Source organism: Streptomyces sp. NPDC040410 (assembly GCF_055595715.1).
Genome location: NZ_JBVIVK010000015.1, coordinates 155,346 through 181,683 on the forward strand (window position 1 = coordinate 155,346; position 26,338 = coordinate 181,683).

At 70.6% G+C, this 26,338-nt stretch carries 22 protein-coding genes; 6 read left to right on the top strand and 16 right to left on the bottom strand.

Annotated elements, in window-relative coordinates:
- Window positions 1-153 precede the first annotated feature (153 nt).
- Together ACZ562_RS27595 and ACZ562_RS27600 are read right to left on the bottom strand one after the other, a co-directional pair.
- Window positions 154-1,791 (bottom strand): glycoside hydrolase family 13 protein, encoded by a 1,638-nt coding sequence (locus ACZ562_RS27595; protein ID WP_471184284.1) that lies wholly within the window; start codon window positions 1,789-1,791, stop codon window positions 154-156.
- Between the two features lie 190 nt (window positions 1,792-1,981).
- A complete protein-coding gene (locus ACZ562_RS27600; protein ID WP_471184286.1) occupies window positions 1,982-3,253 on the bottom strand; it encodes an ABC transporter substrate-binding protein in 1,272 nt (423 codons plus the stop codon).
- A gap of 119 nt (window positions 3,254-3,372) precedes the next feature.
- On the opposite strand from ACZ562_RS27600, the gene ACZ562_RS27605 reads away from it, so the two are divergent.
- Genes ACZ562_RS27605 through ACZ562_RS27615 form a run of 3 tightly spaced genes read left to right on the top strand, consistent with a single transcriptional unit; the run spans window position 3,373 to window position 6,970 of the window.
- Window positions 3,373-3,888 carry a PadR family transcriptional regulator gene (locus tag ACZ562_RS27605; RefSeq protein ID WP_471184289.1) on the top strand — a complete coding sequence of 172 codons (516 nt, stop codon included), beginning with the start codon at window positions 3,373-3,375 and terminating at the stop codon, window positions 3,886-3,888.
- The gene (locus tag ACZ562_RS27610) at window positions 3,885-4,634 is read left to right on the top strand and encodes an ABC transporter ATP-binding protein (RefSeq protein ID WP_471184291.1); all 750 of its coding nucleotides are present in this window, start codon (window positions 3,885-3,887) and stop codon (window positions 4,632-4,634) included. The genes ACZ562_RS27605 and ACZ562_RS27610 overlap by 4 nt, the downstream gene beginning before the upstream one ends.
- A 53-nt stretch (window positions 4,635-4,687) precedes the next feature.
- Window positions 4,688-6,970 carry an ABC transporter permease gene (locus ACZ562_RS27615; protein ID WP_471184294.1) on the top strand — a complete coding sequence of 761 codons (2,283 nt, stop codon included), beginning with the start codon at window positions 4,688-4,690 and terminating at the stop codon, window positions 6,968-6,970.
- A 73-nt stretch (window positions 6,971-7,043) separates the two neighbouring features.
- Here ACZ562_RS27615 and pgi read toward each other — a convergent pair whose 3' ends face one another.
- From pgi to uvrC, 14 genes are all read right to left on the bottom strand, one after another.
- Complete coding sequence (pgi, locus tag ACZ562_RS27620; protein ID WP_471184297.1) at window positions 7,044-8,699, bottom strand: glucose-6-phosphate isomerase; 1,656 nt, start codon at window positions 8,697-8,699, stop codon at window positions 7,044-7,046.
- Window positions 8,700-8,753: 54 nt separating this feature from the next.
- The gene (locus tag ACZ562_RS27625) at window positions 8,754-8,894 is read right to left on the bottom strand and encodes a hypothetical protein (protein WP_471184299.1); all 141 of its coding nucleotides are present in this window, start codon (window positions 8,892-8,894) and stop codon (window positions 8,754-8,756) included.
- Entirely contained in the window at window positions 8,891-9,070 is a 180-nt protein-coding gene (locus ACZ562_RS27630) for a hypothetical protein (RefSeq protein WP_471184301.1), read from the bottom strand. The genes ACZ562_RS27625 and ACZ562_RS27630 overlap by 4 nt, the downstream gene beginning before the upstream one ends.
- Entirely contained in the window at window positions 9,051-9,884 is an 834-nt protein-coding gene (locus ACZ562_RS27635) for an MFS transporter (RefSeq protein ID WP_471184304.1), read from the bottom strand. The genes ACZ562_RS27630 and ACZ562_RS27635 overlap by 20 nt, the downstream gene beginning before the upstream one ends.
- A gap of 131 nt (window positions 9,885-10,015) precedes the next feature.
- Window positions 10,016-10,303 carry an RNA polymerase-binding protein RbpA gene (locus ACZ562_RS27640; protein WP_007448238.1) on the bottom strand — a complete coding sequence of 96 codons (288 nt, stop codon included), beginning with the start codon at window positions 10,301-10,303 and terminating at the stop codon, window positions 10,016-10,018.
- 279 nt (window positions 10,304-10,582) lie between these two features.
- Window positions 10,583-10,813 carry a preprotein translocase subunit SecG gene (gene secG, locus ACZ562_RS27645; RefSeq protein ID WP_471184405.1) on the bottom strand — a complete coding sequence of 77 codons (231 nt, stop codon included), beginning with the start codon at window positions 10,811-10,813 and terminating at the stop codon, window positions 10,583-10,585.
- A gap of 116 nt (window positions 10,814-10,929) precedes the next feature.
- Window positions 10,930-11,706 (bottom strand): triose-phosphate isomerase, encoded by a 777-nt coding sequence (gene tpiA / locus ACZ562_RS27650; protein ID WP_471184307.1) that lies wholly within the window; start codon window positions 11,704-11,706, stop codon window positions 10,930-10,932.
- A 6-nt stretch (window positions 11,707-11,712) separates the two neighbouring features.
- The gene (locus ACZ562_RS27655) at window positions 11,713-12,924 is read right to left on the bottom strand and encodes a phosphoglycerate kinase (RefSeq protein ID WP_471184310.1); all 1,212 of its coding nucleotides are present in this window, start codon (window positions 12,922-12,924) and stop codon (window positions 11,713-11,715) included.
- A gap of 135 nt (window positions 12,925-13,059) precedes the next feature.
- Window positions 13,060-14,067: a type I glyceraldehyde-3-phosphate dehydrogenase gene (gene gap / locus ACZ562_RS27660; protein WP_471184313.1), complete on the bottom strand. Its 1,008-nt coding sequence runs from the start codon at window positions 14,065-14,067 to the stop codon at window positions 13,060-13,062.
- A gap of 226 nt (window positions 14,068-14,293) precedes the next feature.
- Window positions 14,294-17,248, bottom strand: a complete 2,955-nt coding sequence (locus tag ACZ562_RS27665) for a M14 family metallopeptidase (RefSeq protein WP_471184316.1) — start codon at window positions 17,246-17,248, stop codon at window positions 14,294-14,296.
- A 150-nt stretch (window positions 17,249-17,398) separates the two neighbouring features.
- Window positions 17,399-18,388 (bottom strand): DNA-binding protein WhiA, encoded by a 990-nt coding sequence (whiA, locus tag ACZ562_RS27670; protein ID WP_471184318.1) that lies wholly within the window; start codon window positions 18,386-18,388, stop codon window positions 17,399-17,401.
- A complete protein-coding gene (locus ACZ562_RS27675; RefSeq protein WP_471184321.1) occupies window positions 18,379-19,446 on the bottom strand; it encodes a gluconeogenesis factor YvcK family protein in 1,068 nt (355 codons plus the stop codon). Before ACZ562_RS27675 ends, whiA begins: the two co-directional genes overlap by 10 nt.
- Window positions 19,443-20,402 (bottom strand): RNase adapter RapZ, encoded by a 960-nt coding sequence (rapZ, locus tag ACZ562_RS27680; RefSeq protein WP_471184323.1) that lies wholly within the window; start codon window positions 20,400-20,402, stop codon window positions 19,443-19,445. The genes ACZ562_RS27675 and rapZ overlap by 4 nt, the downstream gene beginning before the upstream one ends.
- Window positions 20,399-22,429, bottom strand: a complete 2,031-nt coding sequence (gene uvrC / locus ACZ562_RS27685) for an excinuclease ABC subunit UvrC (protein ID WP_471184326.1) — start codon at window positions 22,427-22,429, stop codon at window positions 20,399-20,401. The genes rapZ and uvrC overlap by 4 nt, the downstream gene beginning before the upstream one ends.
- Window positions 22,430-23,006: 577 nt before the next feature.
- On the opposite strand from uvrC, the gene ACZ562_RS27690 reads away from it, so the two are divergent.
- The 3 genes from ACZ562_RS27690 (at window position 23,007) to ACZ562_RS27700 (ending at window position 26,240) form a co-directional block, all read left to right on the top strand.
- Entirely contained in the window at window positions 23,007-23,963 is a 957-nt protein-coding gene (locus ACZ562_RS27690; protein ID WP_471184327.1) for a hypothetical protein, read from the top strand.
- A gap of 316 nt (window positions 23,964-24,279) precedes the next feature.
- Window positions 24,280-25,332 (top strand): LacI family DNA-binding transcriptional regulator, encoded by a 1,053-nt coding sequence (locus tag ACZ562_RS27695; protein WP_471184329.1) that lies wholly within the window; start codon window positions 24,280-24,282, stop codon window positions 25,330-25,332.
- Complete coding sequence (locus tag ACZ562_RS27700) at window positions 25,329-26,240, top strand: carbohydrate kinase family protein (RefSeq protein WP_471184332.1); 912 nt, start codon at window positions 25,329-25,331, stop codon at window positions 26,238-26,240. The genes ACZ562_RS27695 and ACZ562_RS27700 overlap by 4 nt, the downstream gene beginning before the upstream one ends.
- Window positions 26,241-26,338: the final 98 nt, after the last annotated feature.

The following is a 26,338-nucleotide window of genomic DNA, read 5'->3' on the forward strand; positions in this document are numbered from 1 at the left end:
GCGTGGACCCATGAGTCGTTTTGGAGGGAACGGGGGTTCATCCGGTGGCCGGGACGGCCGCCGGTGTCAGGCGGGCGGGGAGGCGACGGAGTTGACGCCGTCCGCCGGGCCTTCTCCGCGGACAAGGGCCCGGGAGTGGGGAGTTGACGGAGATCAGAGGTCTCCGAGCCACCAGGCCGCCGTCGAGCCGGGAAGTACGCCGGCAGGGCAGGGGCCGCTGGACAGCAGTGGTGTGCCGGACACCGGCGCGGGGGTGGGCGCCGTGTTGAAGTTGACGGCGCAGACGAGGCCGTCGCCGCGGACGAAGGCGAGGACACCGGGTGGGGTGTCCAGCCAGCGCATGGTGCCCTCGCCCAGCTGGGGCAGAGCGGCACGCAGTTGGAGGCCGTCTCGGTAGAGGTGCCAGAAGGAGCGGGTGTCGGCGAGGGCGCGGTCGGTGGCGTACTCCGCGAAGTACTCCGGCTGCGGCAGCCACGGCTTGGCGCCCTCGACGCCCGACGTGAAGCCGAACGGGGAGGCCTGCCCCGACCACGGCAGGGGCACGCGGCAGCCGTCACGGATGCGGGCGCGGCTGCCGGTGCGGCGGAAGATCGGGTCGGTGAGCACGTCGTCGGGCAGGTCGACGACCTCGGGCAGGCCCAGTTCCTCGCCCTGGTAGATGTACGCGGCTCCGGGCAGCGCCAGCATCAGCAGCGCGGCCGCGCGTGCGCGGGCGGCGCCGAGTCCGCTGCCCTCGGGGGCCGGTTCGCCGTAGCGGGTGACGGTGCGGACCTGGTCGTGGTTGTTGAGGACCCAGGTGACCGTGGAGCCCGTGCCGGCTATGTCGTCCATGGCCTCGGTGACGACCTTGCGGAACGCGTCGGCGCTCCACGGCGCGCTCAGCAGGTCGAAGAAGAAGGCCTGGTGGAGCTCGTCCGAGCGGACGTACATCGCGTGTTCGCGGGCCGTCGGGACCGAGACCTCGCCGACCAGCAGCCGTTCGTTGCCGTCGCGGGCCGTGTATTCCTCGCACAGCGCCCGCCACTGCCGCCACACGTCGTGCACCTCGGGCTGGTTCCAGGCGAGGGGGTTGACCGAGTCGCGGGTGCGGGCGTCCGCCTCGGGGTCCGGGGAGTCGGGCAGGTCGGGGTGCTTGAAGAGGCCGGCGGCGACGTCGATGCGAAAGCCGTCGACGCCCCGGTCCAGCCAGAAGCGGAGGGTCCGGTCGAACTCCCAGGCCACGTCGGGGTTGCGCCAGTTCCAGTCCGGCTGTTCGGGCGTGAACATGTGCAGGTACCACTGGCCGGGGCGGCCGTCCGCCTCGGTGACGCGGGTCCAGGCCGGGCCGCCGAACATGGCGTGCCAGTTGTTGGGCGGCTCGGCGCCGTCCGGGCCGCGGCCCTCGGCGAAGTGGAAGCGGGCGCGGGCGGCGCTGCCGGGGGCGGAGCCGAGCGCCTCGCGGAACGACGGGTGCTCGCTGGAGCAGTGGTTGGGGACGATGTCCAGGAGCACCTTGATGCCGAGCCTGCGGGCGGCGGCCACCAGCAGGTCGAACTCGGCGAGGTCACCGAAGAGCGGGTCGACGTCGCAGTAGTCGGCGACGTCGTAGCCGTGGTCGTGCTGCGGGGACGGGTAGAACGGGCTCAGCCAGATCCCGTCCACACCGAGCTTCTTCAGGTACGGCAGCCCGGCCCGGACTCCGGCCAGATCGCCGATGCCGTCGCCGGTGCTGTCCAGGAAGCTACGGACGTACACCTGGTAGATCACTGCGTCGCGCCACCAGCGGCGCGCCGTGAGGGTCTTGTCGATCACCCCGTGGGCCTGTCTGTGCGAGCTGAATGTTATGCATGCATGTTAAGTAGGTGTGTCACGAGGGTGTCAATGAACAAGCAGAAGCTACCGCAGGGTTAGCTAATGAATATCCGGACATACCTGGACAGAACAAGCAGAAGAGAGACCGTCGCGTTACCTAACACGTAACTAGGACCGACGGGGAAGGGCGCTAGCGGCCGGGAATGGCCGCGAGCTCCCGGGCCAGCCGTCGCACCGCTGCCTCGGGCGTCTCGCGCCCGGTCATCGCGTCGTGCACGACCGCCTGCACCACCAGGCTGACCTGGTCGTAGCGCGGGCTCTTGGGCCGCGGCGCGGCAGCGAGCACGCTCGCGCGCAGCGTCGGCAGATACGGGAACTCCCGTACCAGCTCCGGATCTTCGTAGAGGGCGGCCCGAACGGGCGGCAGCGCGCCGCGGGTGAGCACCTGCCGCTGGACGGGCTCGCTGGTGAGGTAGGCGATCAGGCGCGCCGCCGAATCGGGGTGCCGCGCGTGTGTGCTGACGGCCAGGTTCGACCCGCCGAGAACGCTGGTGCCGGGCCCGTCCGGTCCCGGCAGCGGTACGGCACCGATCTTCCCGGCGACCGGGGAACCCTTGGCCGACGCCCCGACGTACGCGTACGGCCAGTTGCGCAGGAAGAGCAGCCGGCCGCCCTGGAAGGCCTGCTTGGACTCCTCCTCCTTGTAGGTCAGCGCCTCCCTGGGGATCCAGCCCTCACGCACACCCCGGGCGAGGAACCCGATGCCCTCGCGGGCCGCTCTCGAGTTCACGGTGACCCGCTCGCCCTCGTCGCCGAGGATCGTGCCGCCCGCCGAGTAGACGGCCTCGGCCGCGTTGACGGTGAGGCCCTCGTACGGCAGGAACTGGCCCGCGTAGCCGTCGAGGCCGTACTTCGGGGCGACGGCCTTCGCGTCCCGCTCCAGCTCGGCCCAGGTGCGCGGCGGCGGGATGCCCTCCTTGGCGAGGACGTCCTTGCGGTAGAGGAGCAGGCCGGCGTTGGTGACGTACGGGACGGCGTACAGCTGTCCGTCGTAGGTCGCCGTGTCCACGACCGGCGGCAGGAAGGTCTTCAGAGGGAAGCGGTCGCGGGGCAGTGGGCGGATCCAGCCCGCCGCGGCGAACTCCGAGGTCCAGTTGACGTCGATGTTGAGGACGTCGAAGCGGCTGCGGTCGCGGTCGCGCAGGTCGGTGGCCATCTGCGCATGGGTCTCGTCCGCGGAGTCCGGGAGCTCGACGAGGGTGACCTTCTCACCGGGGTGGGTGCGGTTCCAGCCCTCCAGCAGGGGGCCGAGATAGCCGGTGAGGTCTCCGGCGGTGGCCACGGTGAGCGGCCCGCGGTCGCCCCCCGCACCCTCGTCGGCGTGCGCGCCGGAGGCGACGTAGCCGGTCAGGACCACTACGAGGACGAGAAGGCCCCTACCGGCGGCGTGTGTCCACCGCATAGGTTCCTCCCTGTACACCGGCACCGCGCGCCTTCGCCCGAGTCAGTGCCATGTATACCTGTTAGGTATGGGCGATACTAGGGTTTGGAACACATTACGAGGACAGGAGGACTGCACGAGTGCGCCTGCCTCTCCTGGCTCTCCTCGCCCGCGGCCCGGCCCACGGCTACGAGCTCAAGCAGGACCTTGAGCAACTGCTGGGGTCCGCATACCCTCAGCCGAACGTGGGCCAGATCTACGTCACCCTCAGCCGTCTCGAGAAGACGGGGCTGATCGAGGGCGAAGAGGTCGAACAGTCCAGCCGCCCCAACAAGAAGATCTACCACCTCACCGACGCCGGGCGGGAGGAGCTGCGCGCCTGGTACGAGGAGACGGAGTTCGAGCCGCGGGTGCGGGACGAGTTCTTCATGAAACTGGCCCTCGCCCCGCAGACCGGTCTCGCCGACCGGATCGCCCTCATCAACAAACAGCGGCGCCAGTACCTGAACACCATGCGCAACCTGTCGAAGCTGGCCGCCGCCGAGAACCGCGACAATCGCATCTCCCAACTGCTGATCGAGGGCGCGATGCTGCATCTGCAGGCCGACCTCGACTGGCTGGAGCGGTGTCAGGAAGAGCTGGAGGAGCTGGAGTGAGCGACGGTCCCGCTCCTGTGCTGCGCGCCCAGGGCCTGGTCAAGACGCACTACGGCGAGGGCGCACCGGCGTATGCCGTGCGCGGGGTCGAGCTGTGCCTACGGCAGGGCGAGTTCATGGCGGTCACCGGCCCGTCCGGTGCCGGGAAATCGACGCTGCTGCATCTGCTCGGCGGGCTGCAGCGGCCCGACAGCGGCAGCATCTGGCTGGACGGAGAGTGCACCGACGCCTACAGCGAGGCGCGCTGGGCGGTGGAGCGCAGGAAGCGCATCGGCATCGTCTTCCAGTTCTTCAACCTGGTGTCGAACCTGTCGGTCGCCGACAACGTGGAACTGCCGGCCCTGCTCGCCGGGGTCTCCCCGAGGCGGGCGCGCGCCGAGCGGGAGGAGCTGCTGGCCGAGCTGGGGCTCGCGGGCAAGGAGCGGAGCATGCCGGGCGAGCTCTCCGGCGGTGAGCAGCAGCGGGTCGCGCTGGCCCGGGCCCTGGTCAACCATCCGCCGCTGCTGCTGGCCGACGAGCCCGCGGGCAGCCTGGACAGCAAGGCCACCCGCGAGGTGATGCGGCTGCTGTCCCGCTTCCACCAGCGCGGCCAGACGATCGTGCTGGTCACCCATGACGCGCGACTCGCGAGCGCCGCGGACCGGGTGATCAGCTTCTTCGACGGACGGATAGCCGACGACGCGGAACTGGACGGCACGCCGTCGCGCGGAACCGGCATATCCGGCGTGCTGGAGCTCAAGGACTGACATGCGGGTGTACGACGATCAGCTCGCCCTGCGTGAGCGGAGAGGCTGAGCCGGTGCGAGCCACCCTGCGCTGGGCGCAGTCCGATCTGCGCACGCATCGCGGCGAGGCGCTGTTCCTCGTGCTCGCCACCGCGGGCATCGTCGCCTCACTGCTGCTGGCCACGGCGCTCTTCGGCTACGCGACGAACCCGTGGCAGCGGATCTTCACTCAGGCGCGCGGCGCGCACGTGTGGATCCACGCCGGCCCGTCCGCCGAAGCGGGGAAGCTCACCACGCTGGAGGGCGTCGAGTCCGTCGCGGGCCCCTACCCCTTCGCCTCCGCCACCCTCGCCTCCCGCGGCACCCGCGCCTCCGTCGAACTGCGCGGCACGTCCGAGCGGCCCGCCGTCGGCCGTCCGCTGGTCACCTCAGGCCACTGGCTGGACCCCGCGACCCCCGACGGCGTGGTGCTGGAGAGCCGCCTCGCCCGCGCCCTGCTGGCCGGCCCCGGCGACACCCTCACCCTGCCCGGCACCGCACGGAAACTGACCGTCCTCGGCGTCGCCGACAGCGCCGAACCGCGCTACAGCCCGGGCGGTCAACCCGGGCTCGTGTGGGCGCTTCCGTCCGAAGTGCGCGACCCGGACGGCCAGGTGACCGGACTGCGCCTGACCGATCCCGAGGACACGGACTACGCCGTCCAGCGCGCCGTCACCGTGCTGGGCGCGGGCGCGGTCAGCGAGGTCTCCACCTGGCAGCAGGCGCGCGCCGAGGCCCAGGGCGACAACCGGCTGCTCGGGCAGGTGCTGGGCCTGTTCGGCCTGGGCGCGCTGGTCGCCGCCGGGCTCGCCGTGCACGGGGCGATCGGCACCCGGATCCGTGGCCATCTGCGGGACATCTCGGTGCTGAAGGCGATCGGCTTCACGCCCGGCCAGGTCGTGCGGGTCTTCCTGCTTCAGCACACCGCCTACGCGCTGCTCGGGGCCGTGGCCGCGGCGACGCTCACCCAGGCGCTGGGCAGCCGGATCCCGGGGCGGCTCGGGGACGCGGTCGGCGTGTGGCAGGGGCTGCCCGCACACACCGTGGCGCTGTTCGCGGTGCCGGTGGCGGCGGTGCTGCTCATCGGCGCGACCACCGGGCTGGCGGCCTGGCGCGCGGGACGTGTGCCTCCGGTACCGGTGCCGCGGCCCGCGGCTCCGGCGGGCGGGCGTCTTTCGGGCGCGGCGCGCCGGGCGCTCGGGCTTCGGCTGCCGCCGGCGCTGGTCCTGGGCTGGCACAAGGCGTTCACCAGGCGCCCCCGGTCGCTGGCGACGGTTGCCCGGCTCGCGCTGCCGCTGCTGCTGATCGTCGTCGCGATGAGCGCCTGGACCACCATCGGCCGCTTTGACAGCAGGCCCGAGCAGATAGGCCTGCCGACGGCGCTCACCGTCCACGCGGACGCCGGCCTCACCGACCGGGAGACACACGCGCTGCTGGAGGGCGACCCGCAGGTCGTCACCGCCTACCCGGGCGTGGAGGTGGCGGCCCTGGTCCCGGGCCAGACGGCCACGATCGCGCTGCGCGGCCTCGGCACCCGCCAGGATCCGTACCCGTACACCCTGGCCGAGGGGCGCCCTGCCCGCGGCCGTGACGAGGCGGTGGCAGGGCAGGGCCTGCTCGACCTGCTCGACGTACGCGTCGGCGACTGGGTGCGGATGACCGTGGGCGACCAGCCGCAGATCCTGCACATAGTGGGCCGCAGCATCGAGCCGGAGAACGCCGGCCGGGTCATCTCCACCTCGCTGGACACCCTGCGCGAGAACGACCCCGGGCTCGGCCCGACCCTGTACCAGCTGCGGCTGAGCCCCGGCGCCGACCCGCACGCGGTCGCCGGCCGGCTCGGCGCGGCGGGGCACGGTCACCTGGACGTGCACGCCGCGACGAACCCCGCCGACGGGCTCTCCCCGCTGCGCGGAGTCGTCGTGGGTCTGATCGCCGTCCTGGCCCTCATCGGACTGATCGAACTGCTGACCGCGATCGGCGGCACGGTGCGCGAGAGCGAACGGGACCTGCTGGCGCTCAAGGCCATCGGCCTGTCCCCGCGGCAGATCACCGCGATCAGCGTCTCGGCCACCGCCTGCACCGCCCTGGCCGCGGTCCTGGTCGGTGCGGCACTGGGCGCTCCCCTTGCGCACTGGCTGATCGACGCCCAGGGCAGAGCCAGCGGTATCGGCACCGGCATAGCGGTGGGCCCGTCCCCCGCCCTCCTGCTGCTGTTCGGCGCCGCCGCGGTGCTGGGCGCGGCCGCACTCGCTGCCGTGCCGGCGGCCCGCGCAGCCCGTCGGCGTCTGGCGGACACGCTCAGCGCGGTGGCCTGACCGGCACCGCTCAAGATCGCCGGGGCGCCAGCGGGAGGCGGGCGGCCGCGCGCCGCCGCCTCCCGCAGATCGGTCACTGCCGGCCGCGCAGCTCCCGGTACGTGGCGACCAGCGCCTTCGTGGACGCGTCCAGGCCCGGCACGTCGGCGCCTTCGGTCAGCGCGGGCTCGACACGCTTGGCGAGGACCTTGCCGAGCTCGACGCCCCACTGGTCGAAGGAGTCGATGTTCCAGATGGCGCCCTGCACGAACACCTTGTGCTCGTAGAGGGCGATGAGCTGACCGAGGACCGACGGCGTCAGCTCGCGCGCGAGGATCGTGGTCGTGGGGTGGTTGCCCTGGAACGTCTTGTGCGGCACCAGTTCCTCGGGCACGCCCTCGGCACGCACCTCGTCCGGCGTCTTCCCGAAGGCCAGCGCCTGCGTCTGGGCGAAGAAGTTCGCCATCAGCAGGTCGTGCTGCGCCTTGAGTCCGTCGGCGAGCTCGGCGACCGGCTGCGCGAAGCCGATGAAGTCCGCCGGGATCAGCTTCGTGCCCTGGTGGATGAGCTGGTAGTAGGCGTGCTGCCCGTTGGTGCCAGGAGTACCCCACACCACCGGACCGGTCTGCCAGTCGACCTCGCGTCCGTCCCTGCCGACGTGCTTTCCGTTGGACTCCATGTCCAGCTGCTGCAGATACGCCGTGAACTTGGACAGGTAGTGGCTGTAGGGCAGCACCGCGTGCGACTGGGCGTCGTGGAAGTTGCCGTACCAGATGCCCAACAGGCCCAGCAGCAGCGGCACGTTGGACTCGGCGGGCGCGGTGCGGAAGTGCTCGTCGACCACCCTGAATCCGTCGAGCATCTCCCGGAAACGATCCGGCCCGATGGCGATCATCAGGGACAGGCCGATCGCGGAGTCGTAGGAGTAGCGGCCGCCGACCCAGTCCCAGAACTCGAACATGTTCGCCGTATCGATGCCGAACGCGCCGACCTTCCCGGCGTTGGTGGACAGCGCCACGAAGTGCTTGGCGACGGCCTCCTGACCGGCGCTCAGCTCGGTGAGCAGCCAGTCGCGCGCCGAGGTCGCGTTCGTGATCGTCTCGATGGTGGTGAAGGTCTTGGAGGCGACGATGAACAGCGTCTCGGCCGCGTCCAGGTCACGCGTGGCCTCGTGCAGGTCGGCACCGTCCACGTTCGACACGAAGCGGAGCGTGAGGCCGCGATCGGTGTAGCTGCGCAGCACCTCGTACGCCATCGCCGGGCCGAGGTCGGAGCCGCCGATGCCGATGTTCACCACGTTCTTGATGCGCTTGCCGGTGTGGCCGGTCCAGGCGCCGGAGCGGACGCGCTCGGCGAAGTCGGCCATCTTGTCGAGGACGGCGTGCACGGCCGGCACGACGTTCTCCCCGTCGACCTCGATCACGGCGTCGCGCGGGGCGCGCAGCGCGGTGTGCAGCACCGCCCGGTTCTCGGTCGTGTTGATCTTCTCGCCGCGGAACATGGCGTCCCGGAGGCCGAAGACGTCGGTCGCGGCGGCCAGCTCGCGCAGCAGCCGCAGCGTCTCGTCGGTGACGAGGTGCTTGGAGTAGTCGATGTGCAGGTCCCCGACCTGGAGCGTGTACCCCTGGCCGCGCCCCGGGTCGGCGGCGAACAGCTCCCGCAGCTGCACCTCGCCGAGCCCCTCGCGGTGCTTGGCCAGAGCGGTCCACTCGGGCGTCTGGTTGAGTCTGGTACGGCCGTCTGCGTTCATCTCGGAATTCAGCCTTCTTCCTTGCCTGTGCTGCGCCCCGCTGCCGGTCCCAACCTAGTTGATCAGTGCGGGGCGTGACCCTTCGTCTCGTCGTGGTGCGGCGCAAACAGATACGTCCGCCTTGGGCGCAGGTGTCAGCGCGGTGACCGGCAGGACGAAGAAGGCGGCCGCGAGCAGCGCGCCGACCTGCTTCACGCCGTGCCCGTGAACCCGAAGACCACCAGGGCGGCCACCGGCACGGCCGGACTGCGCGCCGAGCCCATGACGATCAGCGTGCCGATCTGCACCGTTCCGGCGAGCAGCACGGCACGCATCCGCCCGAGCGCGTCCACGGTCCAGCGGTTGACGACTTCACCGGCCAGACCGCCCACGGTGTACGCGGTCGTCGACGCCGCGTATCCGGCGGTGCAGGCGTCGAGCCGGTCGGTCACCAGCAGCATGAGGGTGGCGACGAGCACGCCCATGCCGATGTCGCTCAGGGCCGTGGCGGCACCAGAGTCCCCGCAGGGTTCTGTCCCGCCCCAGTACGCGCCCTTCCGCGATCTCCCTGCGCATCGTGCTGCCCGCCGGTCTCGGCTTCCGCTCGGGCCCGGCGGTCAGCAGCGCGGCCACCGGCGCCGAGGCGACGAGGAAGGTCGCCGCGTCGGCCGCGAAGTGTGCCGCCGCCCCGGCCGTCACCAGCAGCGGCACGGCCGGTGCACCCAGCAGGCCGCTCGCGACCTGCCGGCCGGTCATCAGCCTCACGTTCGCGCTGCCGAGTGCCGCGGGGTCCACCACAGCCGGCAGGAGCGCCGTGGTCGCGTTGCCGAACAACGCGTGGAGCGTGCTCAAGGCGAAGGCCAGTCCGATCAGCAGGGCGATCGAGGCGTGGCCAACGGCGACGGCCCCGGCGAACACCGCGACCAGCAGCCCCCGTAAGGCGTCCACCACCCACATGGCCTCCCGCTGATCCACGCCGTCGGTGACGGCGCCGCCGAGCAGCGCGAAGACGATCCAGGGCAGACAGCCACAGGCGGTGACGGACGCGATGAGCAGCGGCCGGTCCGTCAGCGTCGCGGCGAGCAGGGGCAGCGCTGCCACGCGCAGTGCGGCGCCGAATCCGGACGGCACGGCGGCACTCCACAGCCGCTCGAACCCCCCGCGCCACGCGGGCACGGGCCCGCCCGAAACCTCGACCGTCGCCACAACGCCCCCTCACGATTCGCCGATGGACAAACCGTAGAGGGCAGCACTGACAATCGGTCCGGAGGCGGTCGGCCGCCGGTGAGCAAAACAGGTCCGGCCAGACCCCTCGGTGTCCGGCCGGCTCTCAACTCCTAGATTTCGCCCCGCAGTTTGGCGAGCGCCTCGGCGAGGATCGCCTCGCCGTCCGCGTCGCTGCGCCGCTCCCGCACATACGCGAGGTGCGTCTTGTAGGGCTCGGTGCGCGGCGGGTCCGGCGGGTTGTCCCGGTCCTGACCGGCTGGGAAGCCGCAGCGCGGGCAGTCCCAGGTTTCGGGGACCTGCGCGTCGCTGGCGAAGCTGGGCTGCGTCTCGTGCCCGTTGGAGCACCAGAAGGAGATGCGCAGACGCGGCGCGGACTCGCCGCGCTCGGCCTCACCCATCGGCCCCGCCCCGACCCGGCTTCCTCGGATCGCGTTGCCACTTGCCACGGTGTAACTCCCTGCGTGATGGTGCCGCGAAGCGAGTCGGCGTTTCGCTTCGCCGCGAGCGCCTCAGTCTACGTAAGGCCCAACGCGCGTCCAGTGGTTGGAGTTACAGCCCCACACCCAGACGCCAGCCCCATGATAGGCCGCGCTCAGGTGCGCGCACCGAACATGAGGCCTTACGTGCGGATTGTGCGTGTGTGATGTGCGTGCGTGATGTGCCGTGTCAGCCGCTGATCAGTTGTTCGTCTTCATCAGGATGCCGAGCACGATGATGCACGCGAACCACAGCAGACCGATCACCACGGTGATGCGGTCGAGGTTGCGCTCGGCGACCGAGGAGCCGCCGACGGAGGACTGCATACCGCCACCGAACATGTCGGAGAGACCGCCGCCCTTCCCCTTGTGCATCAGCACCAGCAGCATCAGCAGCCCGCTGAAGACGATCAGGGCGATCGAGAACCCCAAAACCACGGCTGAACCAACTTCCTCGGAACTGGATGGACGACGGGGGCACGGTGGCTCGCCACCATGCCCCCGCAAGGGTACGACGGATCGCCGCTACGGCATACTCACTGGTCTTCTCACTGGTCGCGGAAGCGGACGATCTTGACGAACTCGTCGGCGTCCAGCGAGGCACCGCCGACCAGGGCACCGTCGATGTCGGCCTGCGCCATGATCTCCGCGACGTTTCCGGCCTTGACGGAGCCGCCGTACTGGATGCGGATCTTGTCGGCCAGCTCCTGCGTGTACAGCTCGGCGATCTTGCCTCGGATGGCGGCGCAGACCTCCTGGGCGTCCTCGGCACCGCAGACCTTGCCGGTGCCGATGGCCCAGACGGGCTCGTAGGCGATCACGATGGACTCGGCCTGCTCGGCCGGGAGGTCCTTCAGACCGCCCTCCACCTGGGCGAGGGTGTGCGGCACCGCGTTGCCCGCCTCGCGGACCTCCAGTTCCTCGCCGACGCACATGATCGGGGTCAGGCCGTGCTTGTAGGCGGCCTTGACCTTGGCGTTCACGAGTTCGTCGGTCTCGTTGTGGTACTGACGGCGCTCGGAGTGGCCGATGGCCACGTAGGTGCACTTCAGCTTGGCCAGCATCGAGCCGGAGATCTCGCCGGTGTAGGCACCGGAGTCGTGCGCCGAGACGTCCTGGGCGCCGTACTTGATCTTGAGCTTGTCGCCGTCCACCAGGGTCTGCACGGAGCGCAGGTCGGTGAAGGGCGGCAGGACGGCGACCTCGACGGCCTCGTAGTCCTTGTCGGCCAGGGCGAAGGCGAGCTTCTGGACGTGGGCGATGGCCTCGAGGTGGTTGAGGTTCATCTTCCAGTTGCCCGCCATCAGCGGCGTACGAGTGGTCATGCGGGGTCAGTCCTCCAGTGCGGCGAGGCCGGGGAGCGTCTTGCCCTCGAGGTATTCGAGGGAGGCGCCGCCGCCGGTCGAAATGTGGCCGAATGCCGACTCGTCGAAGCCCAGGATGCGGACGGCAGCGGCGGAGTCGCCACCGCCGACGACCGTGAAGGCCGGGGAGTCGACGAGGGCCTGGGCAACCGCCTTGGTGCCCTCGGCGTAGTCGGGGTGCTCGAAGACGCCCATGGGGCCGTTCCAGCAGACGGTGGCCGCGTCGGCGAGCTTCGAGGCGTACAGCTTGCGGGTTTCCGGGCCGATGTCCAGGCCCATCTGGTCGGCCGGGATCCCGTCCGCGGCGACAGTGGTGGGGTTGTCCGGAGCCTTCGCCTTCAGGTCCGGGAACTCGGGCGCGACCAGCACGTCGACGGGGAGGACCAGCTCGACGCCGGTCTTCTCCGCGCGCTCGATGTACTCGGTGACGGCCGGGATCTGGTCCTCCTGGAGGAGGGAGATGCCGACCTCGTGGCCCTGGGCCTTGAGGAAGGTGTACGCCATGCCGCCGCCGATGAGCAGGCGGTCGGCCTTGCCGAGCAGCTCGTCGATGACGGCGAGCTTGTCGGAGACCTTTGCGCCGCCGAGGGCGACGACGTAGGGACGCTTGACGTCCTCGGTGAGCTTCTTCAGCACGGCGACCTCGGTGGCGATGAGGTAGCCGGCGGCGTGCGGCAGGCGGGCCGGGAGGTCGAAGACCGAGGCGTGCTTGCGGTGCACGGCGCCGAAGCCGTCGCCCACGTACAGGTCGGCGAGCTCGGCGAGCCGGTCGGCGAAGGCGCCGCGCTCGGCGTCGTCCTTGGACGTCTCGCCGGCGTTGAAGCGCAGGTTCTCGATGACGGCGACCTGGCCGTCGACGAGGCCGGCGACGGTGGACCGGGCGGACTCACCGACCGTGTCGGTCGCGAAGACCACGGCGGTACCGAGGAGTTCGCCCAGGCGCGCGGCGGCCGGAGCGAGCGAGAAGGCCGGGTCCGGCGCGCCCTTGGGGCGGCCGAGGTGCGAAGCGACGACCACGCGCGCTCCCGCCTCCGTGAGGGCCTTCACGGTGGGCAGGACGGCGCGGATGCGGCCGTCATCGGTGATCGTGGCGCCGTCGAGCGGCACGTTGAGGTCGGCGCGGACCAAGACCCGCCGGCCTGCGACGCCTTCGGCGAGAAGTTCGTCGATCGTCTTCATTGAGGGAACTCCTGAGGAGGGCTCGTGATGCTCGTGATCTTAAGAGGGCCTGATCTGTACGCGAGTCAGGGCTCGGGCGACGCGTCCCTGCGCTGCCCGAGCCCTGCACTCACATCGAGGTGCCTGCTCCGTTGATCAGAGCTGGTTGCCGACGAAGACCGTGAGGTCGACGAGACGGTTGGAGTAGCCCCACTCGTTGTCGTACCAGCCGAGGATCTTCACCGACTTGCCCTCCTGGACCATGGTCAGGGAGGAGTCGAAGGTGCAGGACGCCGGGTCGCTGACGATGTCGGAGGAGACGATCGGGTCCTCCGTGTAGGACAGGTAGCCCTGCAGCTCGCCCTCGGACGCCTTCTTGAACGCGGCGTTGACCTCGTCCTTGGTGACCTCGCGCTCCAGCTCCACGACCAGGTCGGTGGCCGAGCCCGTCGGGACGGGGACGCGCATGGCGATGCCGTCCAGCTTGCCCTTGAGCTGCGGGAGGACCAGGGCGGTGGCCTTGGCGGCACCGGTCGTGGTCGGGATGATGTTCTCCGCGGCGGCGCGGGCACGGCGCAGGTCGGAGTGCGGGAAGTCCAGGATGCGCTGGTCGTTCGTGTAGGCGTGGACCGTGGTCATCAGGCCCTTGACGATGCCGAAGTTCTCGTCGAGAACCTTGGCCATCGGCGCCACACAGTTGGTGGTGCAGGAGGCGTTCGAGATGACGTGGTGGTTCGCCGCGTCGTACTTGCTCTCGTTGACGCCCATCACGATGGTGATGTCCTCGTCCTTGGCCGGAGCCGAGATGAGGACCTTCTTGGCGCCGCCGGCGAGGTGCTTCTCGGCATCGGCCTTCTTCGTGAAGATGCCGGTCGACTCGATGACGATGTCGACGCCCAGCTCGCCCCACGGGATGTCGGCGGGGTTTCGCTCGGACAGGACCTTGATGGTCTTGCCGTCGACGGTGATCGTGTCGGCGGTGTGGGAGACCTCCTGCTTGAGGCGGCCCAGGATGGTGTCGTACTTCAGCAGGTGGGCGGTGGTCGCGGTGTCACCCAGGTCGTTGACAGCCACGATCTCGATGTCTGCACCCTGCTCCAGCAGCGCGCGGAAGTAGTTACGACCGATGCGGCCAAAGCCGTTGATGCCTACGCGGATCGTCACGAACCGATCTCCTCGTTGGTACGCCGGTTTCGAGACCGGCGAGCTGTAATGGGATGTCCCCGACCGCCTACGACCCTACCTCCCTGAGGGCCCTGAGGGTGACATCCAGATGCCCCATACACGGCAGGGCGGCCCGTACCCGCCAGTAGGGGTACGGACCACCCGGGCCGGAAGGCCCGATCACCCGATTTGACTATGGATTGTCAATACCTTTTGACCAGGCCGGTCACTCTTCCAGAGCTGCCAGAGCCTTCTTGACCAGAGCCGTGCGGTCGGCCGACGCGGTGACGTGCTCAAGGCCGAAACCAAGCAGCACGGTGTCCTCCGTGGTGACCCCTCCGTATGTCTGGAACAGCGTCCCGGTGCGCGCCCAGTCCTTGAGGACGGCCGGGCTGCCGGCGGGCGGTCCGGCCACCTGCCAGACGCCCAGGGACGTCTCGAAGCCCTCGGTCCCGGTGGCCGTGCCGCCCACGACGAGCGAGGCGTCGTCGGCGAGGACGCCGTGGCCGCCGGAGCCCGGGTCGGTGACGTAGCTGATCGAGACCTCGACCGACCTGCCCGCGTACGCGCTCAGGTCGAAGTTCACCTGCTGCCAGCCGCTGGAGGCGCCGGTCAGACTGTTCCACTTGCCGGAGGTGCCGGTCGCGGTGCAGCCGCCCGACGCGACCGTCAGGTAGTGCTTCAGCCAGGGGTGCTCGCCGACGTAGAAGCCGCCCTCGCACTCCGCCGGCACGGCGGTGCCGGTGGCGCCGCCCGCCTCGGGGAGGGTCGTCCAGTCGTCGGCACCGGTGGTGTGGGCCTCGACGATCACATTGTCGTAGCCGGCCTCGGTGTCCCACAGCAGCTGTGTGCGCAGGGTGGGCGCGTCGGACGCGCTCACACCGGTGAGGTCGACGGTGCGGCTGAGCCGCTTGTACGCGTCGTCGGTGTGGACGGCGGCCGCCATGTACGAGCCCGAGTACGGTCCGTACGGGTTGACGGTCCCGGCGAACTGGCCCGCACCCGCGCTGGCGAACTGCGGGTAGCTGGTGACCGGCAGTTCGTCGGAGGTCACGCCGTACGTGCCCGCCCGGTCGAGCGGGTTGCCGGTCGCGGCGCCGAGCGCGCCCGTGAAGCCGCCGAGCCTGCCGGAGCCGGTGAAGCCGGTGGCACCGGGGGTCGACGTACGCGAGTAGGCCCCCAGGTAGTACTGGCTGAAGTCGTTGGACAGGGTGCCGTCGCCGAGGTCGACGCTGCCGCCGGCCAGTTCGCCCGCCTCGAGCAGCTTGCCGCCCTCGTTGAGGAAGGCCCGCAGCTGGAGCTGGGAGGCGATGCCCGGGACGCTCGCGCCCGTGTAGTGGACGACGGTGTCGAAGTGGCCCAGCACGCCGAGGGCGTCTGGCGCGCCCTGCGCGGCGACGTCCCAGACGATCGCCCTGCGGCCGTTGGCCTCCAGCGCGTCGACGTACGTCTGCGCCTGTGTGGCGGCCGCGCCCTCCTCGGCGACCACGAGGGTGTTCGCACGCGGCCGTTCGGCCACGGTGTACGTGAAGTGCTCGCTGGAGACGGCCTTCCCGCGCTTCGTCTCGCCGGTGAACCAGACCTCGACCTTGTCACCCGGCCGGCCGTCCCGGACCTTGGCCCGGTACTCGTCGAAGTAGAGGTTGTCGTCACCGCCGTACGTCTCGCCGCCCTTCCAGGCCCTGAGCACCATGTCCCTGGTGCGGCCGCCGTTGACGCGGTACTTGAGCTCCTTGTCGCGCACCGACTTCCGTACGACGACCGAGACCTTCTGGTCGGCGCCTCGCGAGTACGACGTCGAGAACGTGGCCGGGGTGAAGTCGGCGGCGCCCAGGCGGACCGACGAGGACGGCTCGTCCGGGTGGGCGGCCGTCTCGGCGACGGAGAGCGCGAAGGGGATGTTCTTCGCGAACTCGTCCTGGATCAGCTTCTCGTCGTCCGGGAAGTTGAAGATGGACTGGCAGTCGGCCGCGTTCCAGGCGTCGTTCGGATCGATGTCCGACGCGGTCTGACAGGTCGACATCTCGGGGGTGAACATCGCCATGCCGTTGACGTTGGCCGCGTGGCCGTCCGCCTCGCCGTTGGTCGTGTACAGCTCCGAGGAGACCTGTGGGTGGTAGCCGGGGATCGCGGAGTCGTCGGGCGTGCCGGCGAGCGCCTTGTAGAGGACGTCGTCCGGCGTCGCGGTGGCCACCTGCCAGCCGACCCCGTAGAGGAGGAGTTCGGCGGCGGAGTGGTAGTTGATGCCGTACGCGAAGCCGATCCGTTTCTCGAAGGCGTCGAGCGCCTTGGTCTCGGGCTCGGAGCCGGGGGCCGCGCCGCGGTAGGTCTGGCTGGTGGGATTGGGGGACGAACCCTCGTCGTCATAGCCCCACTTGTAGGCGAAGTTGCGGTTGAGGTCGACGCCGTCGCCGGTGGAGATGGCGCCGTCGCCGTTGACGTCCCGCAGGTTCTTGCGCCACAGGCGGGTGTCGCTGTTCTGGAAGGTGTAGTCGTAGCCGTCGGGGTTGGCCGACAGGACGAACCACAGTTCGGTGGACTCGACGAGCTTCTTGACCCGCTTGTCCGTCTTGTAGTTGTCCAGGTAGTAGTGCATCAGCCGCCGGGTCATCTCCGGCGTGATCCACTCGCGCGCGTGCTGGTTGGACATGTACAGCACGGCCGGCTTGGAGCCGTCCTTGGACTTCTTGGCGCCCTTCGTCAGTTTCAGGGCCAGGATGTCCTGGCCGTTGACGGTCCTTCCGATGGAGACGACTTTGGTGAGACCGGGGTTCGCCTGCCCGGTCGCGACGATCTCCTCTTTCAGGCCACCGCTCGTGCTGTACGGACGGAAGACACCCTCCGCCGCACTCTCGACGCGGGCTGCGGCCCTGGCCGAAATGGTGTGCTCGTCGAGGTCGACGCCCTGCTTCTCGAGCTTCTCGGCCTGCTTGTCGGTGAGGTAGACCTCGACGGTGGCCGTGCCCTTCTCGGGCACCTGTTCGCCGAGTTCGTGGCCGTCCTGTCCGGCGGCCAGCAGCAGGGGTACCTGCTTCTTGGTGACGTCGGCGCGGAAGACCTTGACCTCGTCCGCGTCGGAGTCCTGTGAACTCCCTGGTTGTGCTTGGGCGATGGGTGCGATGCTCGCTCCGCCGATCAGGAGCGCGCCGACAGCGAGGATCGATCTCGCTCTATGTCTCATGAACCCCCCTAGCAGTGGTCCGCCACAGCAGCGAATAGATGCCAGGCTCATGACAGTCCATGATCGAGTCAAGGGTGCGTCAAGGACAGGCAACACGCCGGTTCCGACGCCCATTTGGACGTCGGAACCGGCGTGTTGAACTCTTTCGGATCAGCCGACGAGGTTGTCGGCCATCTCCTCCGTGATGCTGGACTCAGTGCCCGGGATGCCGAGGTCGGAGGCGCGCTTGTCGGCCATCGCGAGCAGCCGGCGGATACGGCCGGCGACGGCGTCCTTGGTCAGCGGCGGGTCGGCGAGCGCGCCCAGCTCCTCCAGAGAGGCCTGCTTGTGCTCCATGCGCAGCCGGCCGGCGGCCGCGAGGTGCTCGGGTACGTCGTCACCGAGGATCTCCAGGGCGCGCTGGACGCGGGCACCGGCGGCGACGGCCGCACGCGCGGAGCGGCGCAGGTTGGCGTCGTCGAAGTTGGCGAGACGGTTCGCCGTGGCACGCACCTCGCGGCGCATCCGGCGCTCCTCCCAGGCGAGCACCGACTCGTGCGCGCCGAGGCGGGTGAGCAGCGCGCCGATCGCGTCGCCGTCGCGGACGACGACCCGGTCCACACCACGGACCTCGCGTGCCTTGGCCCCGATGGACAGCCGGCGGGCGGCGCCGACGAGTGCGAGCGCGGCCTCGGGGCCCGGGCAGGTCACCTCCAGGGAGGAGGAACGGCCGGGCTCCGTGAGCGAGCCGTGTGCCAGGAAGGCCCCGCGCCAGGCCGCCTCCGCGTCACAGGTGGCCCCTGAGACCACCTGCGGGGGCAGCCCCCGGATCGGGCGGCCCCGGCCGTCCACCAGGCCGGTCTGACGGGCCAGCTGGTCACCGCCGGCGACGACACGCACGACATAGCGCGAGCCGCGGCGCAGTCCGCCCGGCGCCATCACGATCAGCTCGGAGCTGTGGCCGAAGATCTCCAGGATGTCCCGCTTGAGGCGGCGGGCCGCCATCGCGGTGTCCAGCTCCGCCTCGATCACGATGCGCCCGCTCACCAGATGGAGGCCGCCGGCGAACCGCAGAATGGCGGAGACCTCCGCCTTCCTGCAGCAGGTCCGGGTGACGGGGAGCCGGGAGACCTCGTCCTTCACCGCTGCCGTCATCGCCATGGGCCGATCCTTCCATGCATCCGAAAAATACGGTCGTACGCGGCGGCGAGGAGCTCCGGGTCATGCCTTGGGCTCCCGTCCCTCCGGGCCACCGGGGCCAGCTCGACCGCGGCGCCGAACCGCTTGGCGGCCTCGGTGAGCACATCGCGGTCGGGCACGGCAGCCTCGTCGGCCAGCACCACGTCCAGGGCGAGTTTAGGGGCGTGTCGTCCCAAAACCTCCAAATGACGCTGCGGGGAGAAGCCTTCGGTTTCTCCCGGCTGCGGGGCGAGGTTCAGGGAGAGTACCCGGCGCGCCTTCGTCTTGCTGAGCGCGTCCAGGAGTTCGGGCACGAGCAGGTGCGGGATGACCGAGGAGAACCAGGACCCCGGGCCGAGGACCACCCAGTCCGCGTCGAGGACGGCCTCGACCGCCTCGGGGACCGCGGGCGGGTCGTGCGGCACGAGGTGCACGGACTGCACCTCGCCGGGCGTGAGAGCGACGGTCGCCTGCCCTCGTACGGTGTCGACGTCGTCGGGCCGGTCCGGGTCGTGCCCCTTGACCAGGGCCTGGAGCTCCAGGGGTACGGCGGACATGGGCAGCACGCGTCCGTGCGCGCCCAGGAGCTTGCCTACCAGGTCGAGGGCCTGGACGTGGTCGCCGAGCTGCTCCCACAGGGCGACGATCAGCAGGTTGCCGACCGCGTGCTCGTGCAGGTCGCCCTTGGACTGGAAGCGGTGCTGGATGACGCGGGCCCACGTCTGGCCCCAGTCGTCGTCGCCGCACAGCGCGGCCAGGGCCTTGCGCAGGTCACCGGGCGGGAGGACGCCCAGTTCGTCGCGCAGTCGTCCGCTGGAGCCTCCGTCGTCGGCGACGGTGACGACGGCGGTGAGGTCGCCGGTGATCCGGCGCAGTGCGGCGAGCGACGCGGACAGGCCCATGCCGCCGCCGAGGGCGACCACCTTGGGCTGGGCGCCGCGGCGGCGCGGGCGGGCACCGCGGGCCTCGACGGGGCGGCCCGCGCGTCCCTCGGACACCGTCCGGCGCAGCCTGCTCAGCCGCGGGGAACGTGCCGTCATTCGCGGCCCATGTCCCGGTGCACGACCACCGTCTCCACACCTTCGGCCGCGAGGCGCGCGGCGAGCTTCTCCGACGTGGCGACCGAGCGGTGCTTGCCGCCCGTACACCCGATGGCGATGGTCACGTACCGCTTGCCCTCGCGCCGGTACCCGGCCGCGATGAGCCTCAGCAGCTCGGCGTACCGGTCGAGGAACTCCTTGGCGCCGGGCTGGTTGAAGACGTACGCGGCCACCTCCTCGTTGAGGCCGGTGAAGGGGCGCAGCTCGGGGACCCAGTGCGGGTTGGGCAGGAAGCGCATGTCCGCGACCAGGTCGGCGTCGACCGGCAGGCCGTACTTGAAGCCGAAGGACATGACGGTGGCCCTCAGCTCGGGCTCCTCATCTCCGGCGAACTGGGCGTCCATCTTGGCGCGCAGCTCGTGCACGTTGAGGCTGGAGGTGTCGATCACCAGGTCGGCGTCACCGCGCAGCTCCCGCAGCAGCTCGCGCTCGGCGGCGATGCCGTCGACGATGCGGCCGTCGCCCTGCAACGGGTGCGGGCGGCGCACCGACTCGAAGCGGCGCACGAGGGCCTCGTCGGAGGACTCCAGGAACACGATCCGCCGGGTGACACCCCGGGTGTCGAGGTCGGCGAGGGACTCGCGGAGGTTGTCGAAGAAGCGCCGGCCGCGGACGTCGACGACGACCGCGATCCGCGCCACGTTGCCCTGCGAGCGTGCGCCGAGCTCCACCATGGTCGGTATGAGCGCGGGCGGGAGGTTGTCGACGACGAACCAGCCGAGGTCCTCCAGACACTTGGCCGCCGTGGAGCGCCCTGCGCCGGACATGCCGGAGATGATCACCAGCTCGGGGATGGCCGTCTCCGGGGCTCCGGCCGCCTCGGCGCTCGTGCCCGTACTCACCTGTGCTCCGTCTCCGTCTTGGCCTTGTCGCCCGTCGTGGCTGTTCGCATTCATGTCTCCTGCCCCCGTCGCTCGTCCGGGGCGCCCGTCGTCACGGGCTCCCCACTGGAACCCATTGTCTCGGGTTCCTCCTCCATGATCTCTCCAGTCGCCGTGTTCACGGCGGGTACGGCCGGCGCCGCCTGGGCGAGGGCCACCGCGATCGTCTCGGCGGTCTTGCGGCCTATGCCCGGAACCTCGCAGATCTGGTCGATCGTGGCGGATCGCAGTTTCTTCAACGAACCGAAGTGTGTGAGCAGTGCCTGCTTGCGGGAATCCCCGAGCCCCGGCACGCCGTCCAGGGGGCTGGCCCGGAAACGCCTGGCGCGCTTGGTGCGCTGGTAGGTGATCGCGAAGCGGTGGGCTTCGTCGCGGACGCGCTGCAGCAGGTAGAGGCCCTCGCTGGTGCGGGGCAGTACCACCGGGTCGCCCTCGTCCGGCAGCCAGACCTCCTCCAGGCGCTTGGCGAGGCCGCACACGGCGATGTCGTCGATGCCGAGCCCGTCGAGCGCCTTCTTGGCGGCCGCGACCTGCGGCTGCCCGCCGTCGACGACGACGAGCTGGGGCGGGTAGGCGAAGCGCTTGGGGCGGCCGTCCTCCTCGGTGAGGGTGTTCTCGCCGTCGGCCCACTCCCCCGTCTTCTCCTTCTCGGCGAGGTAGCGCCTGAAGCGGCGGGTGATCACCTCGTGCATGGAGCGCACGTCGTCCTGGCCTTCGAAGCCCTTGATCTGGAAGCGGCGGTACTCACTCTTGCGCTGCAGACCGTCCTCGAAGACGACCATGGAGGCCACGACGTCGTCGCCCTGGAGGTGCGAGATGTCGTAGCACTCGATCCTGAGCGGGGCGCTGTCCAGGTCGAGGGCCTCGGCGATCTCCTCCAGCGCACGCGAACGCGTGGTCAGGTCGGAGGCGCGCTTGGTCTTGTGCAGCGCGAGCGCCTGCAGGGCGTTGCGCTGCACGGTCTCCATCAGGGCCTTCTTGTCGCCGCGCTGCGGGACGCGCAGCGACACGCCCGCCCCGCGGCGCTCGGCGAGCCACTCCTGGACGGGCTCCACCGGGTCGGGCAGGGCCGGGACGAGTACCTCCTTGGGGACCGAGTCGCCCCGCTCCTCGCCGTAGAGCTGCTGGAGGGCGTGCTCGACGAGGGCGCCGGTGGTGATCTCCTCGACCTTGTCGGTCACCCAGCCGCGCTGGCCGCGCACACGTCCGCCGCGCACGTGGAAGATCTGCACGGCCGCTTCCAGTTCGTCCTCTGCGACCGCGATCAGGTCGGCGTCGGTCGCGTCCGCGAGCACGACCGCGTTCTTCTCCATGGCCTTCTTCAGGGCCTCGACGTCGTCGCGCAGGCGGGCCGCCCGCTCATACTCCATGTCCTCGGCCGCCTCCGCCATCTGCTTCTCCAGGCGGCGGATGTACGTGCCCGTGCGGCCGGCCGTGAAGTCGCAGAACTCCTCGGCGAGTTCGCGGTGCTCCTCCGCTGTCACCCGGCCGACGCAGGGCGCGGAGCACTTGCCGATGTAGCCGAGCAGGCAGGGGCGGCCGGTGCGGGCGGCGTTCTTGAAGACGCCGGCCGAGCAGGTGCGGACCGGGAAGACGCGCAGGAGCAGGTCCACGGTGTCGCGGATGGCCCACGCGTGCCCGTACGGCCCGAAGTAGCGCACACCCTTGCGTTTCTGGCCGCGCATCACCTGCACGCGCGGGAACTCCTCGTTCATCGTCACCGCGAGGTAGGGGTAGCTCTTGTCGTCGCGGTACTTGACGTTGAACCGGGGATCGAATTCCTTGATCCAGGAGTACTCCAGCTGAAGGGCCTCGACCTCCGTGGACACGACGGTCCACTCCACGGACGCGGCCGTGGTGACCATGGTGCGGGTGCGGGGGTGGAGGTTCGCCAGATCCTGGAAGTAGCTCGCCAGGCGCTGCCGCAGGCTCTTCGCCTTTCCGACGTAGATCACCCGGCGGTGCTCGTCGCGGAATCTGTAGACCCCGGGAGTGTCCGGGATCTCTCCCGGCTTGGGGCGGTAGCTGGAGGGGTCGGCCATGTCTCACACCCTACTGGCGGGGGGTGTCAGAGCGCGGGCCTGTGGACGACGCTCCGGCGGGATCAGCGGCACTCCGGGAACGTGAGGACCGCAGGCGCCCGGCGGTGCTCGTCAGTGTCCTCCCGGAGCCGATTCGCCCAGGATGCCGCGGACGTCCTGCGCCCGGTTCAATCAGGCCGCGTGCGCACCGCCCGGTACGTCCGGTGACCGGCCGCGTACTGAAGGTGATCCTCGTCTCGGCCCACGCCCGTGCGGACTTCCGGGCAGTCGTCGCCGTCGGCCCCGTGTGCGGGTTCCTGCACACGTCCGCGCTGCCCGGCGCGCGGTGGAGAGGTGCTGGGCGGCGCGAGGACCGACGCGGCCCCTTGAGGGTGACCGTCCGAACTCGGCCAGGAGCATGCGGTCGTTGGGCATCAGGTGTTGTCGGGACTTGGTCAACACGCTTCAATGCGGTGGAACTCGGGGCCGTGAACGGCGGCGTACGGATGTGAAGACGCCCCGGCGCCGACGGGGGTGGCCCCGGCGACCGCGAACGGTCTGACCAGCCGTTGTGATCATTCACAGAGAGGGCCCCTGCATGCCGCACGCCACACAGCACGCGGACGTCGCCACCGTCGCCACCGCGGAACTGGACACGGCCCTGCGAGGCGGCCCCTTCCACGTCGCGCTGCGCGCCGCCATCGCCGCCCGCGGACTGCCGCTCCAGCGTGTGCAGCACCATCTGTCGCGCTACGGGGTCAAGGTCGGCGTGACCAGCTTGAGTTACTGGCAGCAGGGCGCCCGGCGCCCGCAGCGCCCCGAGTCGCTGCGGGCGGTACGCGCCCTGGAGGAGATACTCCAGCTGCCGGAGGAATCACTGATTCGCCTGCTCGCCGAGAGCGAGGAACCCTCGGCCGCACAGCGGCTCGCGGCACGCTCCTACCGCTCCCTCGTGGCGGCCACGGGCGTCCTGGAACGGCTGCTGGCGGAGCTGGGCTCGCCGCTGGACAGCGGACTGCACGTCCTCGGACACCATGAGCGGGTACGGATCGGCGCACGCCGCGAGCTGCTGGGACGCGAGTCGCACCACATCATGCGCGCCCACCGGGACGGCGTGGACCGCTTCATGGCCGTCCACCACGGCGATCCGGGGTGCGCACCGGGGCGCATGTCGGTGCACGCGCTGGAGAACTGCCGCACGGGACGCGTGCTTCTGCACCACGACACCGGAGTACTCGTCGCCGAGCTGCTCTTCGACACGCGGCTGCGCGCCGGCGACACGTTCCTCTTCCGTTACGCGGTCGAGGACGGTACGGCAGGCGTGTCACGCGAGTACGTCCGCGGATTCGGGTCGGCGGGCGGACAGTACGCCCTGCAGGTGCGGTTCGACCCGCGGGCGCTTCCGGCGCGCTGCCACCGGTTCACCCAGCACTCGGCGGCGGCGCCGCGCAGCGGCCGGCAGGAGCTGGCGCTCAGCGGGCGACACCACTCCGTGCACCTCGTCGAGCCACGGGTGCGGTCGGGGATCGTGGGCATCGGGTGGGACTGGGAGTGAACGTCCGCCCCTAGGACCTGTCCGGCCGATCACGGCGGAGACGCGGGGTGTGGCACGCACATCTGCCGCGTTGTCATCGGTTGCCGACGCTCCGCGTCGACGCCCTCCTCCGCCTTGCATCTGCACGCACCACACCCAGCTCACCGGAACCGACAGGGCCCCGCCGCCTTCCTCCGCCGTGATCGCCCGGACAGGTCCTAGACGGGTCGAGCAGCACGTGTCCAAAGACGCCGTCTAGACGTAAACGATTGCGTAAGCGTTTACGTGCGCCGCTGAATGAGGTACGTTCCCCGCCGGAGGAAGGAAGGGGAACTCGATGCCGACCATGGCCGACGTGGCACGCAGCGCCGGTGTGTCCGTGGCGACCGTGTCGCACGTGCTCAACGACACCCGACCGGTGCTGCCCCACACCCGGCAGGCGGTGCTGGACGCCATCGACGAGCTGGGCTACACGCCCAACACCCTGGCGCGCTCGCTGGTGACCTCACGCACCCGGTCCATCGGGCTCGCGGTGTCCGCGATCAGCAATCCGTACTTCACGGAGATCCTCCAGGGGGTGGAGGCGAGCGCCCTGGAGCAGGGCTACAGCCTGCTCATCGCCGATCCGCACGACGATCCGGAGCACGAGCGCAAGGTCGCCCAGCTCCTGCACGAGCGCCGGGTGGAGGGCATGATCGTCGCGCCGTCGCCGAACCCGCGCGAGCTCCTCGCCTACCTCGGCCGCCACGACGTACCGACCGTGCTCCTCGACCGGGTGGTCGACACCGGCGCGCACGGCGCACCCCGCTTCGACCAGGTCTGCTCCGACAGTGCCGAACCGACGGCCCAGTTGGTCACCCATCTCGCCGGACTCGGCCACCGCCGGATCGCCCTCGTCGCAGGCCTGCCGGGACTCAGCACGACCAGCGAGAGGATCACCGGTTACCGGCACGGCCTCGCCGCGGCCGGGTTCCCTTACGACGAACGCCTCCTGGTGCACGGCTACTCCGAGTCGGCCGGCGCCGAACGAGCCACCGCCGCCCTGCTCTCCCTCGGCGCGCCGCCCACCGCGCTCGTCACCGCCAACAACACGATGACCATCGGGGCCCTGCGCGCCCTGCGCGACCGCGGGCTGTCCGTGCCCGAGGACATCGCCCTGTGCTGCTTCGACGACTTCGCCTGGGCTGACCTGTTCTCGCCCCAGCTCACGGCGATCGCCCAGCCCAGCAGGGACATCGGTGCCCAGGCGGTCCGGGTGCTGCTTGAGCGCCTCGCCTCGCCGGACCGGCCCGTCCGGACCCTGCGGCTCGCCTGCACCTTCGTCCACCGCACGTCGTGCGGATGCACCGCCGGGAAACCCGGGAAACCCAGGAAAGGAACCGCCTCATGATCGTCGTCGCCGGTGAGGCCCTGATCGATCTGGTACCGCAGGGCGCTGGTGCCCTTGCGGGCCTGAAGCCGGCGCTCGGCGGCGGCCCGTACAACACGGCCGTGGCCCTCGGTCGCCTCGGCTCCCCCACGGCCTTCTGCTCCCGCACGTCCTGCGACGCCTTCGGCGAGGCGCTGCTCGACGGGCTGCGGGCGGCGGGCGTGGACGTGTCGGGTGTGCAGCGCGGCCCGGAGCCGACCACTCTCGCGGTCGCCACGATCGACACGCACGGCTCGGCCGCCTACTCCTTCTACGTCGACGGCACCGCCGACCGGCTGTTCAGGGCACCCGACCGGCTCCCCGCCTCGGCGCGAGCCGTGTCCTTCGGTACCTGCTCGCTCGTTCTGGAGCCGGGCGCGAGTGCTTACGAAGAGCTGATGCGGACCGCGGCCGCTCAGGGCGTGTTCACCGCGCTCGACCCGAACATCAGGGCGGGGCTGATCCCTGACGCGGACGCCTACCGGACCCGGTTCCGGAGCTGGCTGCCGTCGGTGTCACTGCTCAAGCTCTCAGAGGAGGACGCTCAGTGGCTGGGCGGCACCCCGCGGGAGTGGCTCGCCGCGGGTCCCTCGGCCATCGTGATCACCCGGGGCGGTGACGGTCTGACGGTGTTCACCCGGGACGGGGCCGAGCACTCCGTGCCGGGCGAGAAGGTCGACGTCGTGGACACGATCGGCGCCGGCGACACGGTGAACGCGGCCTTGCTGCACGGTCTGTCCGCCCAGGACGCCCTGTCTCCGCAGACGCTCTCGGGACTCGGCGCCGACGGCTGGGGACGACTGCTGCGGTTCGCGGCGCGCGCGGCGGCGATCACCTGCTCCCGTGCGGGCGCCGAGCCGCCGTACGCGTCCGAGCTGGGAGAAGTGTAGGGGGCCTGAGGCGGGGGCGGCGTGGTGTCCGGGCGCAGGCCGACGGGCATGGGCCCTGAGATGTTTCCCGTTACCCCGGCGCCGCGGCCGCGCGCGCT